This window comes from Enterococcus sp. AMC1252 (assembly GCF_058216515.1).
Map to the genome: position 1 here is coordinate 537,005 of NZ_CM177097.1, position 21,151 is coordinate 558,155.

At 35.7% G+C, this 21,151-nt stretch carries 19 protein-coding genes; 15 read left to right on the forward strand and 4 right to left on the reverse strand.

From position 1 onward, the window contains the following. Positions 1-7: 7 nt before the first annotated feature. The 11 genes from AC4BB5_RS02505 to AC4BB5_RS02555 all read left to right on the forward strand — a co-directional run bounded on the left by AC4BB5_RS02505 (position 8) and on the right by AC4BB5_RS02555 (position 12,391). Positions 8-364, forward strand: coding sequence for an LPXTG cell wall anchor domain-containing protein (locus AC4BB5_RS02505; RefSeq protein WP_490457847.1), 357 nt, complete (start codon positions 8-10; stop codon positions 362-364). A gap of 3 nt (positions 365-367) precedes the next feature. Further along, positions 368-1,177, forward strand: coding sequence for a WxL domain-containing protein (locus AC4BB5_RS02510; RefSeq protein ID WP_490457848.1), 810 nt, complete (start codon positions 368-370; stop codon positions 1,175-1,177). Positions 1,178-1,209: 32 nt separating this feature from the next. Next, positions 1,210-1,992, forward strand: a complete 783-nt coding sequence (locus AC4BB5_RS02515) for a WxL domain-containing protein (protein ID WP_490457849.1) — start codon at positions 1,210-1,212, stop codon at positions 1,990-1,992. Positions 1,993-2,098: 106 nt separating this feature from the next. Next, positions 2,099-3,178, forward strand: coding sequence for a WxLIP family cell surface protein (locus AC4BB5_RS02520; protein ID WP_490457850.1), 1,080 nt, complete (start codon positions 2,099-2,101; stop codon positions 3,176-3,178). A 31-nt stretch (positions 3,179-3,209) separates the two neighbouring features. Beyond that, positions 3,210-3,875: a hypothetical protein gene (locus tag AC4BB5_RS02525; RefSeq protein ID WP_490457851.1), complete on the forward strand. Its 666-nt coding sequence runs from the start codon at positions 3,210-3,212 to the stop codon at positions 3,873-3,875. Between the two features lie 22 nt (positions 3,876-3,897). Then, positions 3,898-4,656 carry a signal peptidase I gene (gene lepB / locus AC4BB5_RS02530; protein WP_490457852.1) on the forward strand — a complete coding sequence of 253 codons (759 nt, stop codon included), beginning with the start codon at positions 3,898-3,900 and terminating at the stop codon, positions 4,654-4,656. 22 nt (positions 4,657-4,678) lie between these two features. Then, positions 4,679-5,386, forward strand: coding sequence for a signal peptidase I (gene lepB / locus AC4BB5_RS02535; protein WP_490457853.1), 708 nt, complete (start codon positions 4,679-4,681; stop codon positions 5,384-5,386). A gap of 35 nt (positions 5,387-5,421) precedes the next feature. Beyond that, positions 5,422-8,025 carry a YfhO family protein gene (locus AC4BB5_RS02540; protein ID WP_490457854.1) on the forward strand — a complete coding sequence of 868 codons (2,604 nt, stop codon included), beginning with the start codon at positions 5,422-5,424 and terminating at the stop codon, positions 8,023-8,025. A gap of 31 nt (positions 8,026-8,056) precedes the next feature. Then, entirely contained in the window at positions 8,057-9,010 is a 954-nt protein-coding gene (locus AC4BB5_RS02545; protein ID WP_490457855.1) for a DUF5067 domain-containing protein, read from the forward strand. 18 nt (positions 9,011-9,028) lie between these two features. Further along, complete coding sequence (locus AC4BB5_RS02550) at positions 9,029-9,775, forward strand: hypothetical protein (protein WP_490457856.1); 747 nt, start codon at positions 9,029-9,031, stop codon at positions 9,773-9,775. A gap of 330 nt (positions 9,776-10,105) precedes the next feature. Further along, positions 10,106-12,391, forward strand: coding sequence for a glycosyl hydrolase family 18 protein (locus tag AC4BB5_RS02555; protein ID WP_490457857.1), 2,286 nt, complete (start codon positions 10,106-10,108; stop codon positions 12,389-12,391). A gap of 49 nt (positions 12,392-12,440) precedes the next feature. Here AC4BB5_RS02555 and AC4BB5_RS02560 read toward each other — a convergent pair whose 3' ends face one another. Together AC4BB5_RS02560 and AC4BB5_RS02565 are read right to left on the reverse strand one after the other, a co-directional pair. Continuing rightward, on the reverse strand, positions 12,441-13,043 hold the full coding sequence (locus AC4BB5_RS02560; RefSeq protein WP_490457858.1) for a hypothetical protein: 603 nt from the start codon (positions 13,041-13,043) through the stop codon (positions 12,441-12,443). 193 nt (positions 13,044-13,236) lie between these two features. After that, entirely contained in the window at positions 13,237-14,031 is a 795-nt protein-coding gene (locus AC4BB5_RS02565) for a MurR/RpiR family transcriptional regulator (RefSeq protein ID WP_490457859.1), read from the reverse strand. 162 nt (positions 14,032-14,193) lie between these two features. Here AC4BB5_RS02565 and AC4BB5_RS02570 point away from each other — a divergent pair, with 162 nt between their 5' ends. The 4 genes from AC4BB5_RS02570 to AC4BB5_RS02585 all read left to right on the forward strand — a co-directional run bounded on the left by AC4BB5_RS02570 (position 14,194) and on the right by AC4BB5_RS02585 (position 20,088). After that, entirely contained in the window at positions 14,194-15,642 is a 1,449-nt protein-coding gene (locus tag AC4BB5_RS02570; RefSeq protein ID WP_490457860.1) for a glycoside hydrolase family 1 protein, read from the forward strand. Positions 15,643-15,842: 200 nt separating this feature from the next. After that, positions 15,843-16,691, forward strand: coding sequence for a PRD domain-containing protein (locus tag AC4BB5_RS02575; protein WP_490457861.1), 849 nt, complete (start codon positions 15,843-15,845; stop codon positions 16,689-16,691). A 4-nt stretch (positions 16,692-16,695) separates the two neighbouring features. Further along, a complete protein-coding gene (locus AC4BB5_RS02580; RefSeq protein ID WP_490457862.1) occupies positions 16,696-18,552 on the forward strand; it encodes a beta-glucoside-specific PTS transporter subunit IIABC in 1,857 nt (618 codons plus the stop codon). 99 nt (positions 18,553-18,651) lie between these two features. After that, on the forward strand, positions 18,652-20,088 hold the full coding sequence (locus AC4BB5_RS02585) for a family 1 glycosylhydrolase (protein ID WP_490457863.1): 1,437 nt from the start codon (positions 18,652-18,654) through the stop codon (positions 20,086-20,088). Between the two features lie 90 nt (positions 20,089-20,178). Here AC4BB5_RS02585 and AC4BB5_RS02590 read toward each other — a convergent pair whose 3' ends face one another. Further along, a complete protein-coding gene (locus AC4BB5_RS02590) occupies positions 20,179-20,415 on the reverse strand; it encodes a hypothetical protein (protein WP_490457864.1) in 237 nt (78 codons plus the stop codon). Between the two features lie 22 nt (positions 20,416-20,437). After that, the gene (locus AC4BB5_RS02595; protein WP_490457865.1) at positions 20,438-21,025 is read right to left on the reverse strand and encodes a TetR/AcrR family transcriptional regulator; all 588 of its coding nucleotides are present in this window, start codon (positions 21,023-21,025) and stop codon (positions 20,438-20,440) included. Positions 21,026-21,151 lie beyond the last annotated feature (126 nt).

Sequence of the window (21,151 nt, forward strand, 5' to 3'; positions counted from 1 at the left end):
GGATAAAATGAGAACAAAAAAAGTAACATATCTGCTTATCTTTTTCATTGCTTGGTTTACGCTATTCATTTCATCAGCTCAAATAGTTAGTGCACAAGGAGATGAAAATGGCGGTGGTGCAGTCCAAACAAATGGAGAAATTGGTTTCTACGAAGAAGATGCTTCGACTGAATCATCAACATCAACTAGTTCGTCAAAAACAATTGAAAAGGAAATGCCTAGCAAACCTAAAGGTAGATATCCTTCAACAGGTGAACTAGTAAAAACAAGTTTATCCATTAGTGGTGCCGTTATGGTTGTAATTGCTTTAGTCTATTTTCTTTTGAAACGGAAAAAGGAAAAGCAAGAAGGAAAGGGGCGTTAAGCAATGAAACGAACAATGACATTGTCTTTACTTGCCACGATTCTTCTAGGAGCAGGACCTTATGCTACAGGCAGTCAGACTGTATCTGCAGAAGAAAGTTTAAATGGCACAGGTTCTATCCAGTTTACTGGTGACTATGAAGATGTAGGGATTAGAGATCCAGAAAATCCAGATAAAACTGTCGATGCAGGAGAAAGTCCAAACTCATCAGGAAAACTACGTATTGATTTTGTTCCACAATTCAATTTTACTGGACGCAATAAAATATCTGATAAAGATATGACTTATTCAGTGAATGCTCAATTATTTCATGACGCAACTGAAGCGCGTGGAAATTTTATCCAAGTTTCAGATTATCGCGGCGGAGCAATGGGGTGGACTCTTCGCTTAAAACAAGAGACGCAATTTCAAAATACTAAAACACCAAACAATCAGTTAAATGGTGCTGTGTTGTCCTTAGACAAATCATGGACGAACTCTACAGTAGATAAAACATATGCCCCAGTTGTTTCTGGCGATATTATTCGTCTGGAAAATATTGGAGAAACATATAACCTAGCAGAAGCAAAACAAGGCTCAGGAGCAGGCACATGGTCTATTTCATTCGGTGCATCGTCTGATAATCCGCTTGGAAGAGAAAACAGCTTGAAACCCAAAGTAGATCCAGACGGGAAACCGCTGCTTGATACAAGCTTTGAAAATAAGCAAATGCAAGAAAACAGTGCAATAACATTAACAATACCCGGAACAACGAAAAAAGATCCGGTACCTTACACTACGTTGCTAACTTGGACATTAGCCGAGTTACCATAAATCAAAACACACAATATTAGGAGGAAATACAAATGAAATTAACACACAAATTATGCGGAGCGGCTTTATTAGCAGCAACAGGAGTTGCATTAGCAATGCCTAACACAACAAAGGCAAACGATCTTGATGGATCTGGACACATTAAGTTCACATATAACTCAGATGAAGATCCAGTCATCACTGATCCAGGTAATACAACTGGTACAACAATCACAACAGGTATCACTACAACAAACCCTGGGCCTATGGGAATTATTGGTATTAGCCCACTAGAATTTGATTCACACGATATTTTAACAAGCCAAACACAACGTGATTATAATGCGTTGCTTATCACTGCAAACCCAGATAGTACAGAAGCAGATAAAGCAACTAACACTGAGAAATTTGATATGCAAAATACTGTATGGTTCCAAGATTTACGTGCAACTGAGAAACGTCCATACCAAGTAAGTGCTAAAATCACTGAAAACTTCAAAGAAAAAACAAGTGGTACTTATTTGAAAGGTGCTAACATTACGTACAAAAACATCAATGTAACAACAACTGCAGATCCAAGCTTAAAACCAGCTGAAAAAGCAGGAACATTGAAACTTACGGCAGGAGATGCTGCAACAGCAGGAGAATCAGTAGTTTTTGTTGATAACAAAGATGCTGCAGCGGGCGTTGGTTACGGTAGATTTGAACTTAACTTTGGTTTACACTCTGATGACACTGCAAAAGATTCTGTTGTCTTAAACATTCCAGCAACTACTGCAATTGGTGAAGGAGATTACTCTGCAAAAATCACTTGGACAATGGCTGACGTACTTTAAGTCGTAACCAGTCATCCGTTTTAACGTAAAAAATAAGTACTGAGTGAGGTTCGCTGGCTCAATGAGTCGGCGAATTTCATTTCAAGAGAAAGGTTAGAGAACAGAAATGAAAAAAAAAGCAATCCTATTTTTACTCTCCCTTGTATACATAGCTAGTTTTGTTTCACCGAACCAACTGGCATACGCCAACGATTCAAAGAAACAGGAGGAACAAAAAAATCCACTAGGATTCAGTTACAAAGTAATTAAACCGGACAATCAACAAAATCCACAAGTTGGTTATTATGATTTGAGAATGACGCCAGGACAAAAACAAACCGTTCAAATCGATTTAACAAACGATGGGGATCAAGAGGTGGAAGTGACCGTTTCGATTAGTGGCGCGAAAACAAATGGAAATGGTGTTATTGAATATGGACCGAGTTCAATCGATAATGATAAATCATTGAAATATGATTTTAAAGATGTTGTCAAAGGAGAAGAACTTGTAAAAATCCCGCCAAAAACAACAGTTCCATTGGAACTAGCCATCACAATGCCTGAAAGTAGTTATGATGGCATGATTTCTGGTGGTATTGAAATGAAACGCCATATTAGTAAAGAAGAACAAGAAAAACAAAAAGGTGTTGTGAATGAATATGCATTTCTAGTCGGTATGGTACTGACAGAAACAGATACCGTTGTTCAACCAGAATTGAAGCTGAATAAAGCATATGCTGGATTAAGTAACTATCGAAATAGTATTTTCGTAAATCTTTCAAATATAGAAGCGGCGATTCTAGATGATTTGACATTGGATGTTCAAATTATGTCAAAAGAATCAGATAGTGTTATTTATGATACTAAAAAAGCTGGTATGCGCTTTGCACCAAATAGTATGATGGATTTTCCAATTTCGATGAATGGTGAAAAGATGGTACCAGGTAAGTATCGTGCACATGTTCTTGCAACCTCTAAAGATAGAAAATGGGAATGGACTGAAGACTTTACAATTACGGATGAAGATGCTGATAAGTATAACAAACAAGATGTTAATTTGGTTCAAGAACAAGGAATTAATTGGAAGCTAATTGTCCCAATTGTTATAAGTGTCTTTATTTTAGGCTTGATTATATTTTTTGTAGTTAGGAAGCTTAATAAAAAAAGAACCAAGAAGAAAAAGAATGCTAAAAAAAGTAAACGCTAGATAAAAAAATTAAAAGGAGAGAGAGACGAATATGAGTATGTTGGATTGGTCTTTTGTAACATTAATGTCTAGTGCCTTGCTCTTTTTCCTATTTGCACTATTTTCCGTGGCTCTTTTGATAATGACTAGTCGAAAATTACGTCCATTAAAAAGGAAAGCGCCGAAAAATAAGCGTAAACGAAAACAATTTATTATGAAACGTCGTAAATTTGAAAAACAAGTTAAGCGGCAACGGAACACAGGTATTATTCTCCTTGTTTTAATGTTAATCGCAACTAGTGGTGCCTTTTACACGCGACATTACCAAATGAATAACTTGAATGGGAATGATTCTGACTCGATTGTTCAAAGTTATTATCTCCTAGATGAAGTTGAGCTTCAATTAAACAATATTAAAAATAATGAAAATCCGCAAAAATCAATTAAAAATCTAAGGGAACTGTCGTTATCTTTATCTAGTTATGGTGCAAGAAGAGCGTACCAAGGTTTAACCGAAGAAGGGCAAATGTTGTTGAATCGTCATTTTGTTTTACTGAAAGAACTGGGAACCAATTTGAGTAGTCAGACCGTAGACACCTTAGGAAACACTGATACGATGGAAGGCTATCAAAAGGATGTAAAAAAAGTGAAAGACAGTCAAAAGAAAGTATTCAAACGATTTAAAGTCAATGAAGCTGCTTTGAAGATCAAAAAGTAGTAGCTAGGTTGAGGTGAATCAAATGGAACTAGGTAACCAAAAGAAGAATAAACGTCCAGTAACTAAAATGAAACCAACTTCTAAAGAAAGTACCACTAAGATCTCCAAAAAACGAAAAAATGATGGAGCAAGAAAAGTAACGAAATCTGCAATAAACGTGAAACCTCAGAAAAAACGAAAATACCAGAGAGCTAAAGCAAAGCGATTAACAAAAAAACAGCGTATTACTTTAAAGAAACAAAAGCGTAAAAAGCTACTTTTAGAATTGCTTATTACCATTTTCATTACTGTTTCTTTGATTTCAGTAATTGCATATTTTACATTCTCTATTCCTGAAGTTGAAGGTTACTCCATGACACCAACTGTGAATGATAAGGATCGCTTGTTCGTAAATAAATGGGGACAGATCAAGCGGTTCAGTTTAGTCTATTTCAAAGAACCTAAAAATCAGGAAGTGATGATTCGGCGTGTCATTGCTTTACCAGGTGAAGATTTTTTCTATAAAGAAGGTAAATTATATATAGAGGGAGAAGAAGTAGTGGAACGCTTTATGTCCCAAGCTATACAAGTTAAAGAAGGACAAGATACTAATATAACACCCGATTTTTCACTACAGGAACTACTGCAAGAAAATAGTATACCAAAAGGTAAATACGTTGTTTTGGGTGATAATCGACGTTACTCAACAGACAGTCGGTATTTTGGTCTGGTTGATGAAAAAGACATTATTGGCGTAGTAACGATGAGAGTATTTCCAATTCATGAAATGACCCATTTTTAGTCTATGAATAACGAGGTGAAAAATGAAACAGCCAAAATCAGAGCAGATAGTACATAGAAAAAGTCCTACTGGTCATACAAAAAAAAGAACACCTTATAAAAAAAAGAAAATATTCAGTTACATAAAAAGGCAACGAATGCTTGAAAGAAAGAAAAATCAAAAAGAAAGTCGAGCTGGGAAAGTACGTCGTTATTTTTCGAACTTGATTTTTCTGTTTTTTTTCATTGCTTGTTTTCTGTTCTTATTTCGTATAGCCACGCATCGAGTAGAAGGTCATTCTATGGCACCGACTTTTGCTAATAAGGATCGTGTTTTGGTAGCTAAAGGAATGGTTCCATCTAGGTATGAGATTGTCACATTTGAGCCGAAAACAGCGAAGGGAGATTCTTATATCAAACGAGTGATAGGAATGCCGGGAGATGTTATATGGGTGGAAGAAAATACGTTGTATATTAACCAGCAAGCAGAAAACAATCCTAAAAATCTCTATGGACAAAATTTAGCGGCTAAAGAGCTACCAGATGGAACGATTCGAGTCAATGTTACAACAAATGTTGCGAGAGCATTATCAGTATATTATAAGATACCTGAAAATGCTTATTTTGTTCTGGGTGATAATAGAAATCATTCTGAAGACAGTCGGATATTTGGTTTAGTTGATCAAAATCAAATCGAAGGAATCGTTGTCTATCGGTATTATCCGTTCAATAAGATAGGGGTTGTCCGGTGAAATGCTAGGAACTGTAAAGAAAGTGAGAGCTAAAAATGAGAAAACATAGAATAAAAGAGTTTCTAAAACAAAATAGTTTGATGATGCTCCTAAGCTTCAGTATACCTGTTGTATTAATGGGATTGATTTATTATTTTAACGATATCTATCCGGGCAGTAATTTAACGATTTTAGCGAGCGATTCATTTACACAGTATGCGAATTTTCATGCTAGTTTTAATAATGTTTTACATGGTAAACAAAATATTTTTTATACTTGGTCTGGCTCATTAGGATTAAATTACTGGGCGTTGATGGCTTATTATTTAAATGGCTTGTTTACGCCACTTGTTTTCTTTTTTGATAATGGAAATATGGCAGATGCCTTATATTATTTAACGTTACTTAAGTTTGGTGTAAGTGGCTTGGCTTTTTGGGTATTTGCTCACAACACGTTTAAAATCAAGCGTTGGTTCGTTGTCGGTTTAAGTGTATCTTATGCATTGATGTCCTACAGTGTAGGGTACTCCGAAGTTATCATGTGGCTAGATACATTTATGTATTTACCGTTGATTATCCTAGGAATCCATCGATTGATGGACGATAAGAAACCAATTCTATTGTTTATTAGTTACTTACTTTTATTTTTATCTAATTTTTATATGGCTTTTATGGTAGGCGTATTTTCTTTTCTCTACTTTTTTGCCAAAACAATCAGTAATTGGAGCGCTTATAAAAAAAGTATCCTTTCATACTTGATTACCTCATTACTTGCTGGGGGTGCCTCAATGATCACCATATTGCCGACAATTTTTGATCTTAGTAACAATGGAGAAAGTGTATCGACAATGTCTACATTTTTAACACCTGATACTGGTCCGTGGGATTTTGTAGCGAAAAGTTTAGTAGGTGTTTATGATACGTCCAAATTTGAAAGTATGCCGTTTATTTATATTGGCTTATTCGCACTGATTTTTTGCATATTTTACTTTATCAGCAACAAGATTGTAATTAAAGATAAGTTGCTTTTTGGGAGTCTATTTATCTTATTGATTGCAAGTGTCTACATTCTACCGCTTAATTTAGCATGGCACGGCATGCATTCACCAAATATGTTGCTTTTTAGGTTTAGTTTTTTATTTTCATTCTTAGTGATTTTATTGGCTGGATATGGTTTAGAAGTATTTGAAAAGAGCGATTTTAATCAACTGTTGAATGGTGTACTAGGGATAGCAGGACTTTTCATTGTCTTTTTGCTTGTGTCGAATAAGAAAAGATATGGTGTTATTACGACAATGTCTTTAGTAGTAACGATTGGTTTACTGGCAATGTATGTTTTACTTTTATATCTTTATGTTTATCAGTCAAGATGGAAAAAGTGGCTACCCGTGTTGATTGTTTTGTTAATGAGTGGGGAGGCTCTTGTAAATGCGCAAGCATTAGTAAAAGGAATTAAACAGGATTGGAACTATCCTTCGCGTGACTTGATTGCTAAGCCGTATCCTCATATCAAAGCGTTGTCAGATCAAGCATTTGATGAAAACAAAACCTTTTTTAGAATGGAAAATTTAAATCCAATCTCTTTAGATGATAGTTTTAATTTCGGCTACCATGGTATTGGTATGTTTTCGTCGATCCGTAATAGACATTCTTCACAATATATGAATGCGCTAGGATTTCGTTCTCTAGGCAGCAATCTTCAGGTGCATTATGAAAATAATACTTTGCTGATGGATGCTTTGATTGGGATGAAATATACCATTGCTAAAGGCAATTTAAACAAGTTTGGTTATGAAAAAATTGGTCAATCAGGTGACTATAGCCTTTATAAAAATGATTATGCATTACCGTTAGGAATTATGACGGATAAAGGCATTTATGAAAAAGAAGCAGTCCAAAATCAAACAGACCTCTTCAATTATTTATCTGGTTCAGAAGGTGAGTTATTTAGTTTTGGCGAAGCAACAATGGTTGATTCCAAAAATGTGATTATAACAGAAGAAGAAAACACCATTAGTTTTAGTGAAGAAGAGCCCAATAAAATAAAATCAGTTACTTGGCTAATTACAGTTCCTGAGCACTCCCAAGGTTATTTAAGCATAGTACCGACAGATTTAGGTGCGGCGATAGACACAAAAGTACATGTGACGGTCGATGGTGTAACACGTAGAACGGATTTACGAGATGATGGTCAATATCACTCGATAGGGTATTATGACAAAATAAAAACAATAAAAGTTACGACCAGTTTTACAGGTGGTAAGCAGAGAACTACGTTGTTCAAACCAGATGTTGTCTTTTTAAATACACAGGAATTTGAAAAATCGGTGAAAAAGATTCAAGAAAAAAGTGTGAATTTTAAAACGAATGGCCGCAAAGCACAAGCTCAAACTTCTTTTGATAAAGAAGGGGTGTTGTTAACAACGATTCCATATGATAAAGGTTGGAAAGCCTATATCGATGGAAAAGAAGTGCCGATTCCAACGTTTAAAGATGCCTTTTTAGCAATTCCAGTATCAGCTGGCCAACATGAAATCAAGTTTGTTTTCTTACCGCAAGGATTTGTGTTTGGATCAGCTTTATTCATTCTTTGTATACTACTTTTTATTGGTTATATCTACTGGTCAAAAAAACAGTTGAGGGTAAAAGCTGAGGCATAAAATTAAATCAAAAAGACAAAGGAGAATCTATATGAAGCAACTGAAAGGAATCATTTTCTGTACACTGCTATTTCTTTTGACTGGCTGCACGCATCAAGCTTTGTCTAAAGAAAAAGAATACTTTTCAAAAGAAGGTGTAGAATATTCCTTTAGTCTGCCAGTTGGTTGGAAGGGACAAGAGGATTATCAAGAGCAATATAATGAAGCCGCAGTTTTTGGTGCAGAAGATACAGCGAGTAACGCTTATATGTTTGTTCGTGTACGTGATAAGGCGAACACTAAAGAACGCACATTGGAACAACAGTCAAAAAAACTAATCAACGAATCTTTTGGCGTTGATCATGTTTCACCAGAAAAATTAATATTAGACGGACATAGAGTTTTACGTTTTTCCTTTAAATATGAATACAGACAAAAACCAGTATGGGTATCAACCTACTATACGCTCCAAAAACAACATCTAGTAGAATATATCTTTTACACGCCACAAGATAACCAAGAAAAAAGAAGAACAACATTATTTGATCAATCAGTTGGGACTTTGAAACTAGAAAATTCTGCAAAAAAAACGGTGACCTCAGAACAAGTTAAAAAGAAGTTAAATAAAATTGAAAATGATTCGTACCTTTTTGATTTGACAGGTTACAAAATTATTTCTGAAAATGATAAGAAAAATCTTTTGATTGTGCGCTATGTTTTTAAGAATAAAAGTGAAGTCAAGCAATCCGCAAGTCATTGGAAAACATTAGTAACGGTTGAACAAGACGGAAAACGATTAAGCGCTAGCCCAATCACAAAACATGAACAGGCAACTGATTTATCATATCTAGTAGAAAATGGGAAGCAATTAATCAACAAAAATGATTCGATAGAAAGTGCAACTGTGTACCAGTTGAATGACCAATCATTTTCTGATGTTATATTTTCATTTGATAAGAATCAATTTAGAGGGAAAGAAGAAATTATTTTACCAATTAGATTGTAAGTAGAAAGGAGGAGTTTTATGAAATACTCAAAAATAATGTTGTTTTTGCTTCCATGGTTCCTTTTGACAGCTTGTGCTGGAAAGTCAGAGCAACCCACATCTACGGTGAACCATAAACTGGATAAACGTGAACAAAAATTTACCTGGTGGAAAGATCGCAAGGTGCCTTTTGGTGATTTTGAATATATAGATATATCAGCGGAAGAAGCCCAGAACCTCATGGAATATAAATTTAAAGTGGATATTCCAGAGAATATATCATCTGCAAAGAATTTGCTTGCAGAAGACTTGTCTATTGAAGGAAGCGAAAAAGAGACAGACTCCTATAACATATTTACCTCTGAGAATACTTTAGAGTTTTCATGTTTTATAAAATATAAAAATCTATCGGGAAAATACTTGTCATATGGGGAAGTAAAGTTGGTGTATAATTATATTCCTATTCAAAAAAAAGTCAAACTAGCTAGTGAAAAATTAGTGATTTACAACGCATCAGAGGATGGAATTTTTCATGGGAAAAATGAAACGAGTACTATAAAAAACTTAAGTACTTGGCTAGATCTAGCGGATCAAGAAAAGCTTGTGAAAAAGTTTGAAGAAGAGACCAAGGCAACGGAATCACTTGGAAATAAAGAAATTATTCTTTATCGGAATCTTGATGAGGCAAAAGAAAAACGTCTTTTTGGAAAGAGCTTTGGTGTAAAATATGGAACCAATGGAACTATATCAGAAATTTATGCAGTTGCTAGAGATTATCGTATATAAAAATAAACGTGTCAGATCAATCTCGGTAAAAGCATATTTTTGTGATATCTTTTTTAAACATAAAGTGTGGTGTTAAGCAGATTCTCAGCTTAACCTGCATTTTATTTTTTTATCGATCATATTTATTTTTCTTTTAATAAAAAAATATCATTCAAATAAGTATATTGTTCGCATTCATACTCTAATTGTTATATTATTATAAGAGAAATAAGAAGAAGAACAGGAGGTGCAGTCTTAAATAAAAAAGTTTTTCTTCTGTCAACATGAAGAAAGTAGAATCAGTCTGGATGGTTTAAACAGCACAAAAAAACTTAAGACGAGGTGGAAATTTTGAAAAAAGTGTTTAGAAAGAATGTAAACGTTTTATCCGCGTTAGTACTTGTTGTTTCAAGTTTGGTTTTATCCTTATCTGTATTAGTACCAAGTAAGACTGTAGAAGCTGCCGCCCCTTCTCAATACCGTAATGTTATGTACTACGGTGATTGGTCGATTTGGGGAGGAGAAGATAACTTTTATCCAAAGGATATTCCTGCGGATCAGTTGACTCATTTAAACTATGCTTTCTTAGATTTTGATAGCAGTGGCAATTTGAAGTTTACGGATAAAGATGCTGCAGTTGGAGCTCCTGTTGGACAAGAGGGTGTTCAGTGGAATAGCGCTAGTGCAGGGGTCTTAAATGCAATTCAAGATATTCGTGCCAAAAATCCTAATTTAAAAATTGGTATTTCAATTGGTGGTTGGTCTAAATCAGGAGATTTCTCCGATGTAGCTGCCAACCCAGCTGTACGTGCAACTTTTGTTAGCAATATCGCTAAATTTATCAAGTATACTAATATGGATTTTGTAGATTTGGATTGGGAGTATCCTGCATCTGTTCGTGAACCTGACAAAGTTGATAACACTAATGACGAAGGAACACCTCATGCAAAACCAGAAGATAAACAAAATTTCATCATACTATTACAAGATATTCGCGCAGCTATCGATAAACAAGGAAAAGATTTAGGCAAAACTTATGAGCTTTCTGTTGCTTTACCAGCTTCACAAAATACTTTGAAAAACGGTGTAGATGTTGCACAATTATTTAAAGTAGTCGATTTTGCTAACGTGATGACTTATGATATGAATGGTGCATGGACACCAAATAGTGCGCATCATAGTGCACTTTATGGTAACCCAGCAGATCCGAATTATGCTAACGGTTTTTCTGTTGATCAAACCGTTAAGTACTTGCAAACAAACGGTGCACCAGCAAGTAAAATCGTGATAGGGGCAGCCTTTTATACACGTGGTTGGAATAAAGTAGCACAAGGGACAGATGCGGCACACCCTGGTCTATTCCAAGCAGCAGAAAAAAATAACAAAGATGCCGATTTATCACCAACTTATGGCGCTAACAATAAAAACCCGCTGAAGTCAGGTGATGGAGGACGTGCAGGTGGCGTGTGGCCATATCGTAATATTGCTGATCTTAAAGTAAAATCACCTGATTTAAAAGAATATTGGGATGACGTAGCTAAAGCTCCCTATATGTACAATCAAAAAACAGGTGAATTTTATACCTATGATAATCCACGTTCAATTGGTTATAAAGCAGAGTACGTAAAAAATAACCAATTAGGTGGCGTGATTTCTTGGATGCAATCACAAGATAAAGCGACAGATACAACAAAACGTGATGAATTGACTAAAGCAATCAAAACAGGTTTGTTTGGTACGGCAGTACTTCCAGGCAATAAAACAGTTTATGCTGATTTAAATGTCAAAGCAACTATCACTCCGTACAATGAAAATGGAGCTGGATATGAAATCACTGTAAAAAATAATGAAACTTCAAACGAAACTGGTGATGTCTTAAAAGCCGTAGAAGCAGCCTTTGAAACGGTGAAATTACCAAAACTATACATTCCAATCAACGCAGCGGAAACATTAACTGCAGGAGATTATAAAGCTGGGACTGTAACGGCAGAAAACGGAAATGTTATCGTAGATTTATCTTCGGTGTATGATGCACAACAAATTCCGCAAGGGACAAGCTATACGTTTAGATTAAAATCTAGTGCAGCAGCAGTTGACGTAAATCGTATCAGTAGTATTTCGTTAACACAAAGGATTGCTAAAAACGGTGCAGAACTTAGCAAACAAACGATTTATGGTGGTGGAGCAGTCAATCCAGATCCAACAGATACGATACCTCCGACAATCCCAGGGAATTTAACTGCGGGAACTATTACTGAATCTGCGGCAACACTAAGCTGGTCAGCTTCAACTGATAACGTAAAGTTAGCAGGGTATAAAATTTATCGTGATGGTGTATTAGTAGGAACTGTTGCAGAAACAACATTTACAGATACAACGTTAAAAGCTAATACAACATATAATTACACAGTAAAGGCTTATGATGCAGCCGGAAATCTTTCCGCAGATAGTAATAGCGTAGCTGTGAAAACAAAAGATAGCACAACACCACCTGTAACCAATGGATGGGATGCAGCCAAAGCTTATAATAGCGGTGATGTTGTAACTTATCAAGGCAAAACTTACAAGGCAAAATGGTGGACTCAAGGAAATGTACCTGGAACAGAACAATGGGGACCTTGGGAACTAGTAGGCTAAAGCATAAAGAAAGCTAGGCATAACAGCGATTGTTAGCCTAGCTTCTTTTTTATTTTGGAGGTGTATCTAAATAGTCATGAATAAACTCCGCATATTTTTTAACAATCATTTGTCCTTTATCCATCAAAACATAAATGCCTGGGTCAACCATATTGACAATATAATCCGCAGTGAATTCTTTGGTCAGCAATTTGATGGCTTCTTCTTTCGTATTGCATTTACTCAGTCCGTTGTCTTTAAAGACCTCATTTAATTGATTTAAAGACCAATAATCGATGACGGAAGCATCGTTTAAAATATCGAGATAATCGGCAAACAATAATTCATTTGTACTCGCTACAGGATCGATTCCAAGTTCCATTTCAAAGAATTCTGGAAAAACTGCAGTAGTGGAATCTTTTTCATTGACCCAATCAAGTAAAATCACTTCTCCTGGCAGTAAGCCATCTTCATTTCGGATCATGCTTTCTTTTGGAACGATTTTACCAGTCCCGTCAGCAATCGATTCTATCCATTCATCAACATTTCGATCTGGCGACATTACTGGGAACTCTGGATATGTTTCATAAATCGCTACGATCTTTGCTACTTCATCATCTAAATTGATCCCTTTTTTTGGTTCTTCTTTTTTAAAAAAATCAAACAATCCCATATTTTCCTCCTAAATTTGAAAGCTTCGCGGGCTCGTTCAGTCGAAACTAGTCCGCGAAGCTAGATAATACAGAGCACAACGACTCACTTAACTACAACCTGAAATACGTTTGCCAAGAAGTTAGTCTGCGTAGCTAAATTCTTAACGTCATTGTCTTTTTGATGTGTTTAAAAGCCGAGTATCACAGGCTCATCTAGCTAACATACAAACTTGCATATCGTCTCACCAAATAATCCAAAAAGAATGTCAACGGATAATTGCCGATTCGTACATAGTTTGTGGTTGTTACATTAATGGACAAATCAAATTGATTCGTCAAGGTGTTTTGTGTATGTTGGGTCAAAAAAATAGACTTTGCTAGGCTATCACTGATTTTTCGCATCAACTTACTACTTCGATTAAGTAAAGAACCATATGAGGAAATCACGATCACAATTGATTTTTCAGTAAGATCCTCTACAAAGGCTTGTTGTGTTTCTTCTGTTTCCCCTACAAATACTAGTTTTTGACTTAAGAGAAAAGAAGTCTGTAAATCTTTCGCCAAGTCTAAGGTAGCACTGTAACCAATAAGAACGATTTCTTGTGCTTGATGGATGTCAGCTAGTAGTTGATCAACTTGTTGAATATCGATTGTTTGTAAAACATCATTTACTGCGGTGGTAATCTCTGCTCCATAAGAAGTAAGATAACTTTTAGGATCATTTTTCAATTCTATCAGTTCTTGTTCTTTCATGCGTAACCCACTATGTTTTTTCATTGCGCCTAAAGTAACCAAAGAATCTCGTAAAGAAGAAAAGGTTGAAATGCCAAAGTGTCTGCAAAAACGGGTTAAAGTAGCCGGCGAAACAAAGCAACGCTCAGCAATTTCTGTAATAGTCAGTGTCCGAATTTCTTTCAGATGTGTAAAAAGATAGATGATGATTCGTGAATAGGTTGCATCGCGCTTATTTGTATTCAAATAATGAAGAAAATCAAATAGATCAAGCATCAAAAAACTCCTTTGCAGTCTTTCATTTTCATACTCATGAAAATGAAGCGAAATAGTGAAAATAACACTCGAAACAAAAAAATAACTTTCCCATAACTCATGCTAAGATAGATGTATTAAGTCAATTATACACTAAATTAATGATCGAGAGGATGGGAAAATATGAGTGGATTTCCACAAAATTTTTTATGGGGCGGCGCAACAGCAGCCAATCAATTTGAGGGTGCATTTTTAGAAGACGGGAAAGGCTGGTCTACAGCTGATACGGCAAGGTTTATCAAAGCAAATGGGATCAGTATGGCTGAGTTGTTAAGACCAACAACAAGAGCGGATGTTGAATTTGCAATGAATGATAAAGAAGGCATTTATCCAAAACGTCATGGCATCGATTTTTATCATCGTTATAAAGAAGATATCGCATTATTTGCTGAAATGGGTTTTAAAACATTTCGCTTATCGATTTCGTGGCCACGTATTTTTCCAAATGGTGACGACGTAGAGCCAAATGAAGCTGGTTTAGCTTTTTATGATGACGTTTTTGATGAGTGTTTGAAATATAATATTGAACCTTTGGTAACAATTTCTCACTATGAATTTCCTTTGGGTTTAGCATTTAAACAAAACGGTTGGGAAAGTCGTGAAACGATCGCTGCTTTTGAGCGCTATGCTCGGGTATTGTTCAATCGTTATAAAGACAAAGTGAGATACTGGTTGACATTCAACGAAATCAACATTATCGGGATGACGGGTTACTTAAGCGGTGGTATTTTAGCGGATGGAGAGAAAAACATGCTACAAGCACAATACCAAGCAGCGCATCATCAATTTGTCGCAAGTGCTTTAGCGGTCAAAGCTTGTCATGAAATTATTCCAGATGCACAAATTGGGTGTATGTTGGCTAGAATGGAAGCTTATCCAGAAACATGTAATCCATTAGATATCATGGAAAGTGTGAATAGCGATCACAGTAACTTGTTCTATTCAGATGTTCAAATTCGTGGTTACTACCCAAGCTACATGAACAAGTTTTTCCGTGATCACACTATTACAATCAAAAAAGAAGCTGATGATGATCAAATTCTACGTGAAGGTACTGTGGATTTTATGTCATTTAGTTATTATATGAGCAGCATTGCTTCTCATAAAAAAGATGGCGATACTACTGGAGGTAATCTCCTAGGTTCTAAGAAAAATCCATATCTAGAAGCAAGTGAATGGGGCTGGCAAATCGATCCGGTTGGACTTCGTGTGACATTGCACAAATTATATGATCGTTATCAAGTCCCCTTGTTCATCGTAGAGAATGGCTTAGGTGCTAAAGACGTGGTTGAATCAGATGGCAGCATTCATGATAGTTATCGTATCGATTATCTAAGAAGTCATATTGAACAAATGGAGCAAGCTATTGATGAAGGTGTAGATTTGATGGGGTACACGCCTTGGGGCTGTATTGATTTAGTCAGTGCGAGTACCAGTGAAATGTCAAAACGTTATGGATTCATTTACGTTGATTTGGATGATGAAGGCGAAGGAACGCTAGATCGTTCACGAAAAGATTCTTTTTATTGGTATAAAAAAGTGATCGAAACAAATGGAGCAGATTTAAAGTAAACGCTGAATTCTGGTTGTAACAATGAAAGCGTTGCATATTAAAATCAAATGCATTATACTAAAAACAAGAAAAAAAACGTTAATGGCGATGTAGCCATTTTATAGAGTATGTTACTGATTAAAGCAGGCAGAACTCAAATTACCTAGGAATGTCCTTTCCTAGGTAATTTGAGTTTTTTTTCTGGAAAGGAGTAAATCAAGTGAAAGTAAGTCAAATTTTAAACAACAATGTAGCAATCGTAAGCCGTGGGAATAATGAGGTCATTGTGTATGCGAAAGGATTAGCTTTTCGAAAAAAAGTTGGTCAAGTGATTCATGAAAAGGAGATCGAAAAGACGTATGTTTTAGATTCAAATGATATGTTAGAGCACTTTAGCTATTTGTTGTCTCATTCTGATGCCAATCATATTACGTTAGTGAATCAAATCATTGCTTACGGAGAAGAAAAGTTGAGTGAAAAATCAAATGATTATCTAAGTTTGACCTTACTGGATCATATTGAATTTGCATTGAAACGTGCAGCCAAAGGACAATTTATTCGCAGCCCATTGACTTGGGAAGTAAAGAAATTTTATCCGCAGCATTTTGACATTGGCATTTACGCATTGGATTTGATCAATGAACAATTTCAATTGACATTTCCAGAAGATGAGGCTGTTTCGATTGCATTGCACTTTGTCAATCTGCAAGAGGATAAGAATAATCTGGACGAAACAATCCGCTCAATGGAAAGTTTAAGAGATATCTTATCGATCATTCAGTACCATTTTCAACTCAAATTAGACGAAGGCTCCATGAATTATATGAGACTGATGACCCATCTGCAATATTTTATTCAACGAATCATGACTAAAAACAGTCATGAAGAAAGTGACACAATCTTGAATGAACAAATCAAGCGGATGTATAAGGATTCATTTGAATGTGTGCAGAAAATCAGAGTTTATATTCAGCAAAAATATGCCTGTGATCTAACGATCGACGAAGAAACATATCTTATGCTCCACATCCATCGAGTGACGAATCGGAGTCAAAAAGAGAGGACATAAGACAATGAAATATCAATCATTCAATGAAAAAATCATCCGCTTAGTAGGCGGAAAAGAAAATATTCAAGCAGTCGTTCACTGTATGACTCGCTTGCGTTTTACTTTGAAAGATCGTTCAAAAGCGAATACCGAAGAACTGAAAGCCATCGATGGCGTGATCGATGTTGTTTCTAATAATGTAGCGTATCAAGTGATCATTGGCACGCATGTCAGTGAAGTGCATGCTGAATTGATCAGTATGCTAGGAATTTCTCCAAATTCAAATGAGGAAGAAATACAAGAAAAGAAAAATCCATTGAAAGCTGCAATGGATCTACTTTCCGAAACGATGACACCAGTAATCGAACCAATTATTGCTTCTGGATTGTTAGCTGGATTCTTATCCTTATTTTCAATCACAGGACTGATTTCAGCTGACAGTCCAACCTATCAATTACTAGATTCGATTCGTTCAGCGGTCTTCTTCTTTTTACCAATTTTTATTGCAATGTCATGTGCAAAACGTTTGAAAGCGAGCCCATATTTAGCAGTAGCACTAGCTGCAACACTTGTTTCCAGTTCAATCAATGATGTAGCAGGACTAAGTATTTTTGGAATTCAACTGCCGCAAATGGGTTATGCAAATTCATTTATTCCAATTATTTTAGCCGTTTGGTTTATGGGACAACTAACGGTTTTATTAAAAAAATATGTTCCTAAATTTTTACAATATTTTTTAAATCCCTTATTGATCATGGTTATTTGTTTGCCTGTGACGTTATTGATTTTTGGCCCGATCGGTATTTGGATTGGTGATGGTATTGGCTGGTTCTTTGAAGTGCTGCATAATACATTTGGCAGTTGGATCGTTGTCATGCTGTATGCAGCGTTTCAGCCATTCTTGATCATGTTGGGCGCAGGGAATTTCATGATGCCGTTAGCGTTGAACTTTGTGAATAAAATGGGGTATGATCCGATCTTTTTAGCAGCGGCAACTATTTCTGATTTAGCGGTATCTGGTGCAATGCTAGGCTACTTTTTAAGAGCGAAAGATGCTAAACAAAAACAATTATTTGGAACAGTGAGTTTCAGTGCTTTGATGGGCGTAACAGAACCAGCTATCTATGGGGCCTTTATCAAGTTTAGAAGACCTTTTATCGCAGTGATGATCGGTGGGGGGCTAGGAGGTTTATTTGCCGGTTTGATGAACGTTAAGACTTATTCGATTGTTTGGGGATTGATGGGATTACCTTCTTATGCAGATAATCAAGATTTTTCAAACTTAGTTTACATGATTATCAGTGTTGTGATCGGCTTTGCAGCAGCGGCCGTTTCAGCTTATATTTTAGGAATTCCACAAGAAGAAAAAGAAGTCATCGTTAAGGGAGAGCCAAAAGAAGCGATAGCTCAAAAAAACATTGAACTAAAGAAGGTTCCATTAGCATCGGTGGTCAAAGGAAAAGCTATTTCCTTAGCTGAAATCAATGACCAAGCATTTTCAACCGGTGCACTAGGTAAAGGTGTGGGTATCATGCCTGCAGATGATAAAATTGTTGCGCCAGTATCTGGTGAAGTTTCAGCGGTTTTTCCGACAAAGCACGCAATCGGCATTAAAACAGAACAAGGAGTAGAAGTGTTAATCCATATTGGTATTGATACTGTAGAACTTGATGGGAAATACTTTGATACAATCGTAGAACAAGGAGAGATTGTGGAACAAGGACAATTGCTGTCTACGGTTGATTTTGCGGGGATTCAAAAAGACGGTTATGATCCGACCGTAATCGTAGTCGTAACAAATACGATGGATTATCTAGATGTGATTCCAGCAGTGAAAGAGGATTTAATTGCTCAGGATGAGTGTTTAACAGTTATTTTATAAATGAGAGACTAGAAATAGCGAGGCTTCTTTCCATCGCTGTTTCTAGTATAATAAGAATCAAGTAGACGTTTTTTACTAAAGGATCAAGGAGAGTTTTAAATGAAAAATAATGAATTTTTATGGGGCGGCAGTATTGCGGCTCATCAATGTGAAGGTGCTTGGGATCAAGATGGAAAAGGTGTGGCGATTATGGATCTGGTTACACAAGGAACGCACGACACTCCGCGTGAAATCTGCCAGACAATAGAGTCAGGTAAATATTATCCTTCCCATGAGGGGATTGATTTTTATCATCGTTATAAAGAAGACATTGCACTGTTTGCTGAAATGGGCTTTAAAGCATTGCGTATTTCAATCGATTGGTCAAGAATCTATCCTAAAGGAGACGAAACAGAGCCAAATCAATTAGGGATAGAGTACTATCAAAATGTAGTTGCTGAACTGTTAAAACATAATATCGAGCCTATTGTGACCTTGTATCATTTTGAAATGCCTATTCATTTGGTGAAAGAATATGGTTCGTGGACGAATCCTAAAGTGATTGATTTTTATTTAAATTATTGTCGAACAATGTTTGAAGCATTAAGAGGCAAAGTGCGCTATTGGGTTACCTTTAATGAAATGAACCATATCGATCCTCAAACCGAAGCATCAGATATTTTTACCTACATCATTGCAGGCTTAAAATATACCGAGATGGTAAATAAAAAACAAACATTAGCGACAATCAGTTACAACATGACGTTGGCAAGTGTGAAAGCTGTTAAGTTAGCGCGCATAGTTGATCCAACCAATCAAGTTGGATGCGTCTTTGGATTGACACCAGCGTATCCTTTAAATTGTGATCCGCAAAACGTCATGAATTCCTTGAAAGAAACAGATCGTGAATTTTATCAAATCGATGCTATGTGTATGGGGAAATTCCCAGAATATAAATTAAAAGAATATCAAGCACAAGGCATTGATTTACAAGTTACAAAAGCCGATCAACAAGCCTTCAAAGAAGGACAACTCGATTTTATTGGGTTGAACTACTATTCTTCCAGTGTGGCTCATTATGAAGGTGATGATGAGAATGAAGAGACGCTGTTTGGTGGTGTCCAAAATCCTTATTTAGAGCAGAGTAAATGGGGCTGGGCAATCGATCCAACGGGATTAAGATATCTCTTGAATTATATTTATAGACGCTATGGATTACCAATTATTGTTACGGAAAATGGCTTAGGTGCAATTGATCAAGTAGAATCGGATGGATTGATTCAAGATGATTATCGAATCGAATATGTGCAAAAGCACTTAGAACAGATGGAAAAAGCAATCGTTGAAGATTATGTCGATTGTTTTGGCTATTTAATGTGGGGACCAATTGATTTAGTCAGTGCAACAACTGGCGAAATGAAAAAAAGATATGGTTTTATCTACGTAGACAAAAATGATGATCAGACGGGAACTTTGAAAAGAGAAAAGAAAAAGTCTTTTGAGTGGTATCAAGAAATTATTAAAAAATATCCAACGTTTACTTCACAGAAAATTTGAAACCAACAAAAAAGCGATTATAGCAAAACATATCTTGTTTTGCTATAATCGCTTTTATTTTGTATAAGTAGTTAGCAGTAAAAGAAAAAATTACTTTTTTGAGTCTATTTCTTCATTTAAAAACCAAGCCGATAGTACAGAAAGCCCACCCATTAAGCAATAACTTTTCTTTTTTGTCATTAAACCATAGCAGATTGCTGTTGTTCCTAATAGTAAATTGACAGCGGAAGCTTTAGCTAAACGTTCGTTATTTGGTGTAGGTAAAGCAACGTTTACATTTAATGAGTCGTTGACCTTGTTCAAAGTAGAATTAATTTCAGATAACATAATTATTCCTCCTGTCGTCTAGTTATTCAATCACATTATCAATAGTAGAGTCTAAAATGAACTCGAAAATACTCTCAAAATCATCTGTGACTCTATCACGAATAATAATAATACTTAAGAGAGTATTGATAATTTCAAAAGCTTTTTTTTCACTCACTTTAAGCTCTAAATTGGCAATATGTAATGCCTCTTCAAAAAACTTCCAGTTATCTGTTTCAAGTTCAGTAATGAGATTTGGTGGTAGTTTACCAATAAAGGCTAAAAAATCAGGGTTTGAGAAGTCATAAAGAAAAGGTGAATTTTTGTATTCACGGAACAAGAATTTCATTGCTTGGACAAAACCTTCTTTAGACGGCGAAGCATTTAAAATATTACGCCAATTGGTTTTTAACCGATTCTGCACTCTATCTAATGTATCAACAAATAACTCTTCTTTTGTTCCATATAGCAAATAAAATGCACCAGTAGAAATAGAGGCTTTTGACGTCAATTCAGCAATGTTCGTCTTCTTATATCCATTAGTTCCCCAGCTTTTTTCGCATTCCATACATAGAGTATTTCTTAATTCTGCTCTTTTTTCTTCTGAAAATCCCTTAGTGCCTGTCTTCATTAGTAGCCTACTTTCTGACTTTGAATATATTTATCTTAATATTCATAATTGTAGTTTAAATAAAAAATTTGTCAAGTTATTATTGCGATCATGATTCATGAATCTATTAAAAATCAGTAGATTATA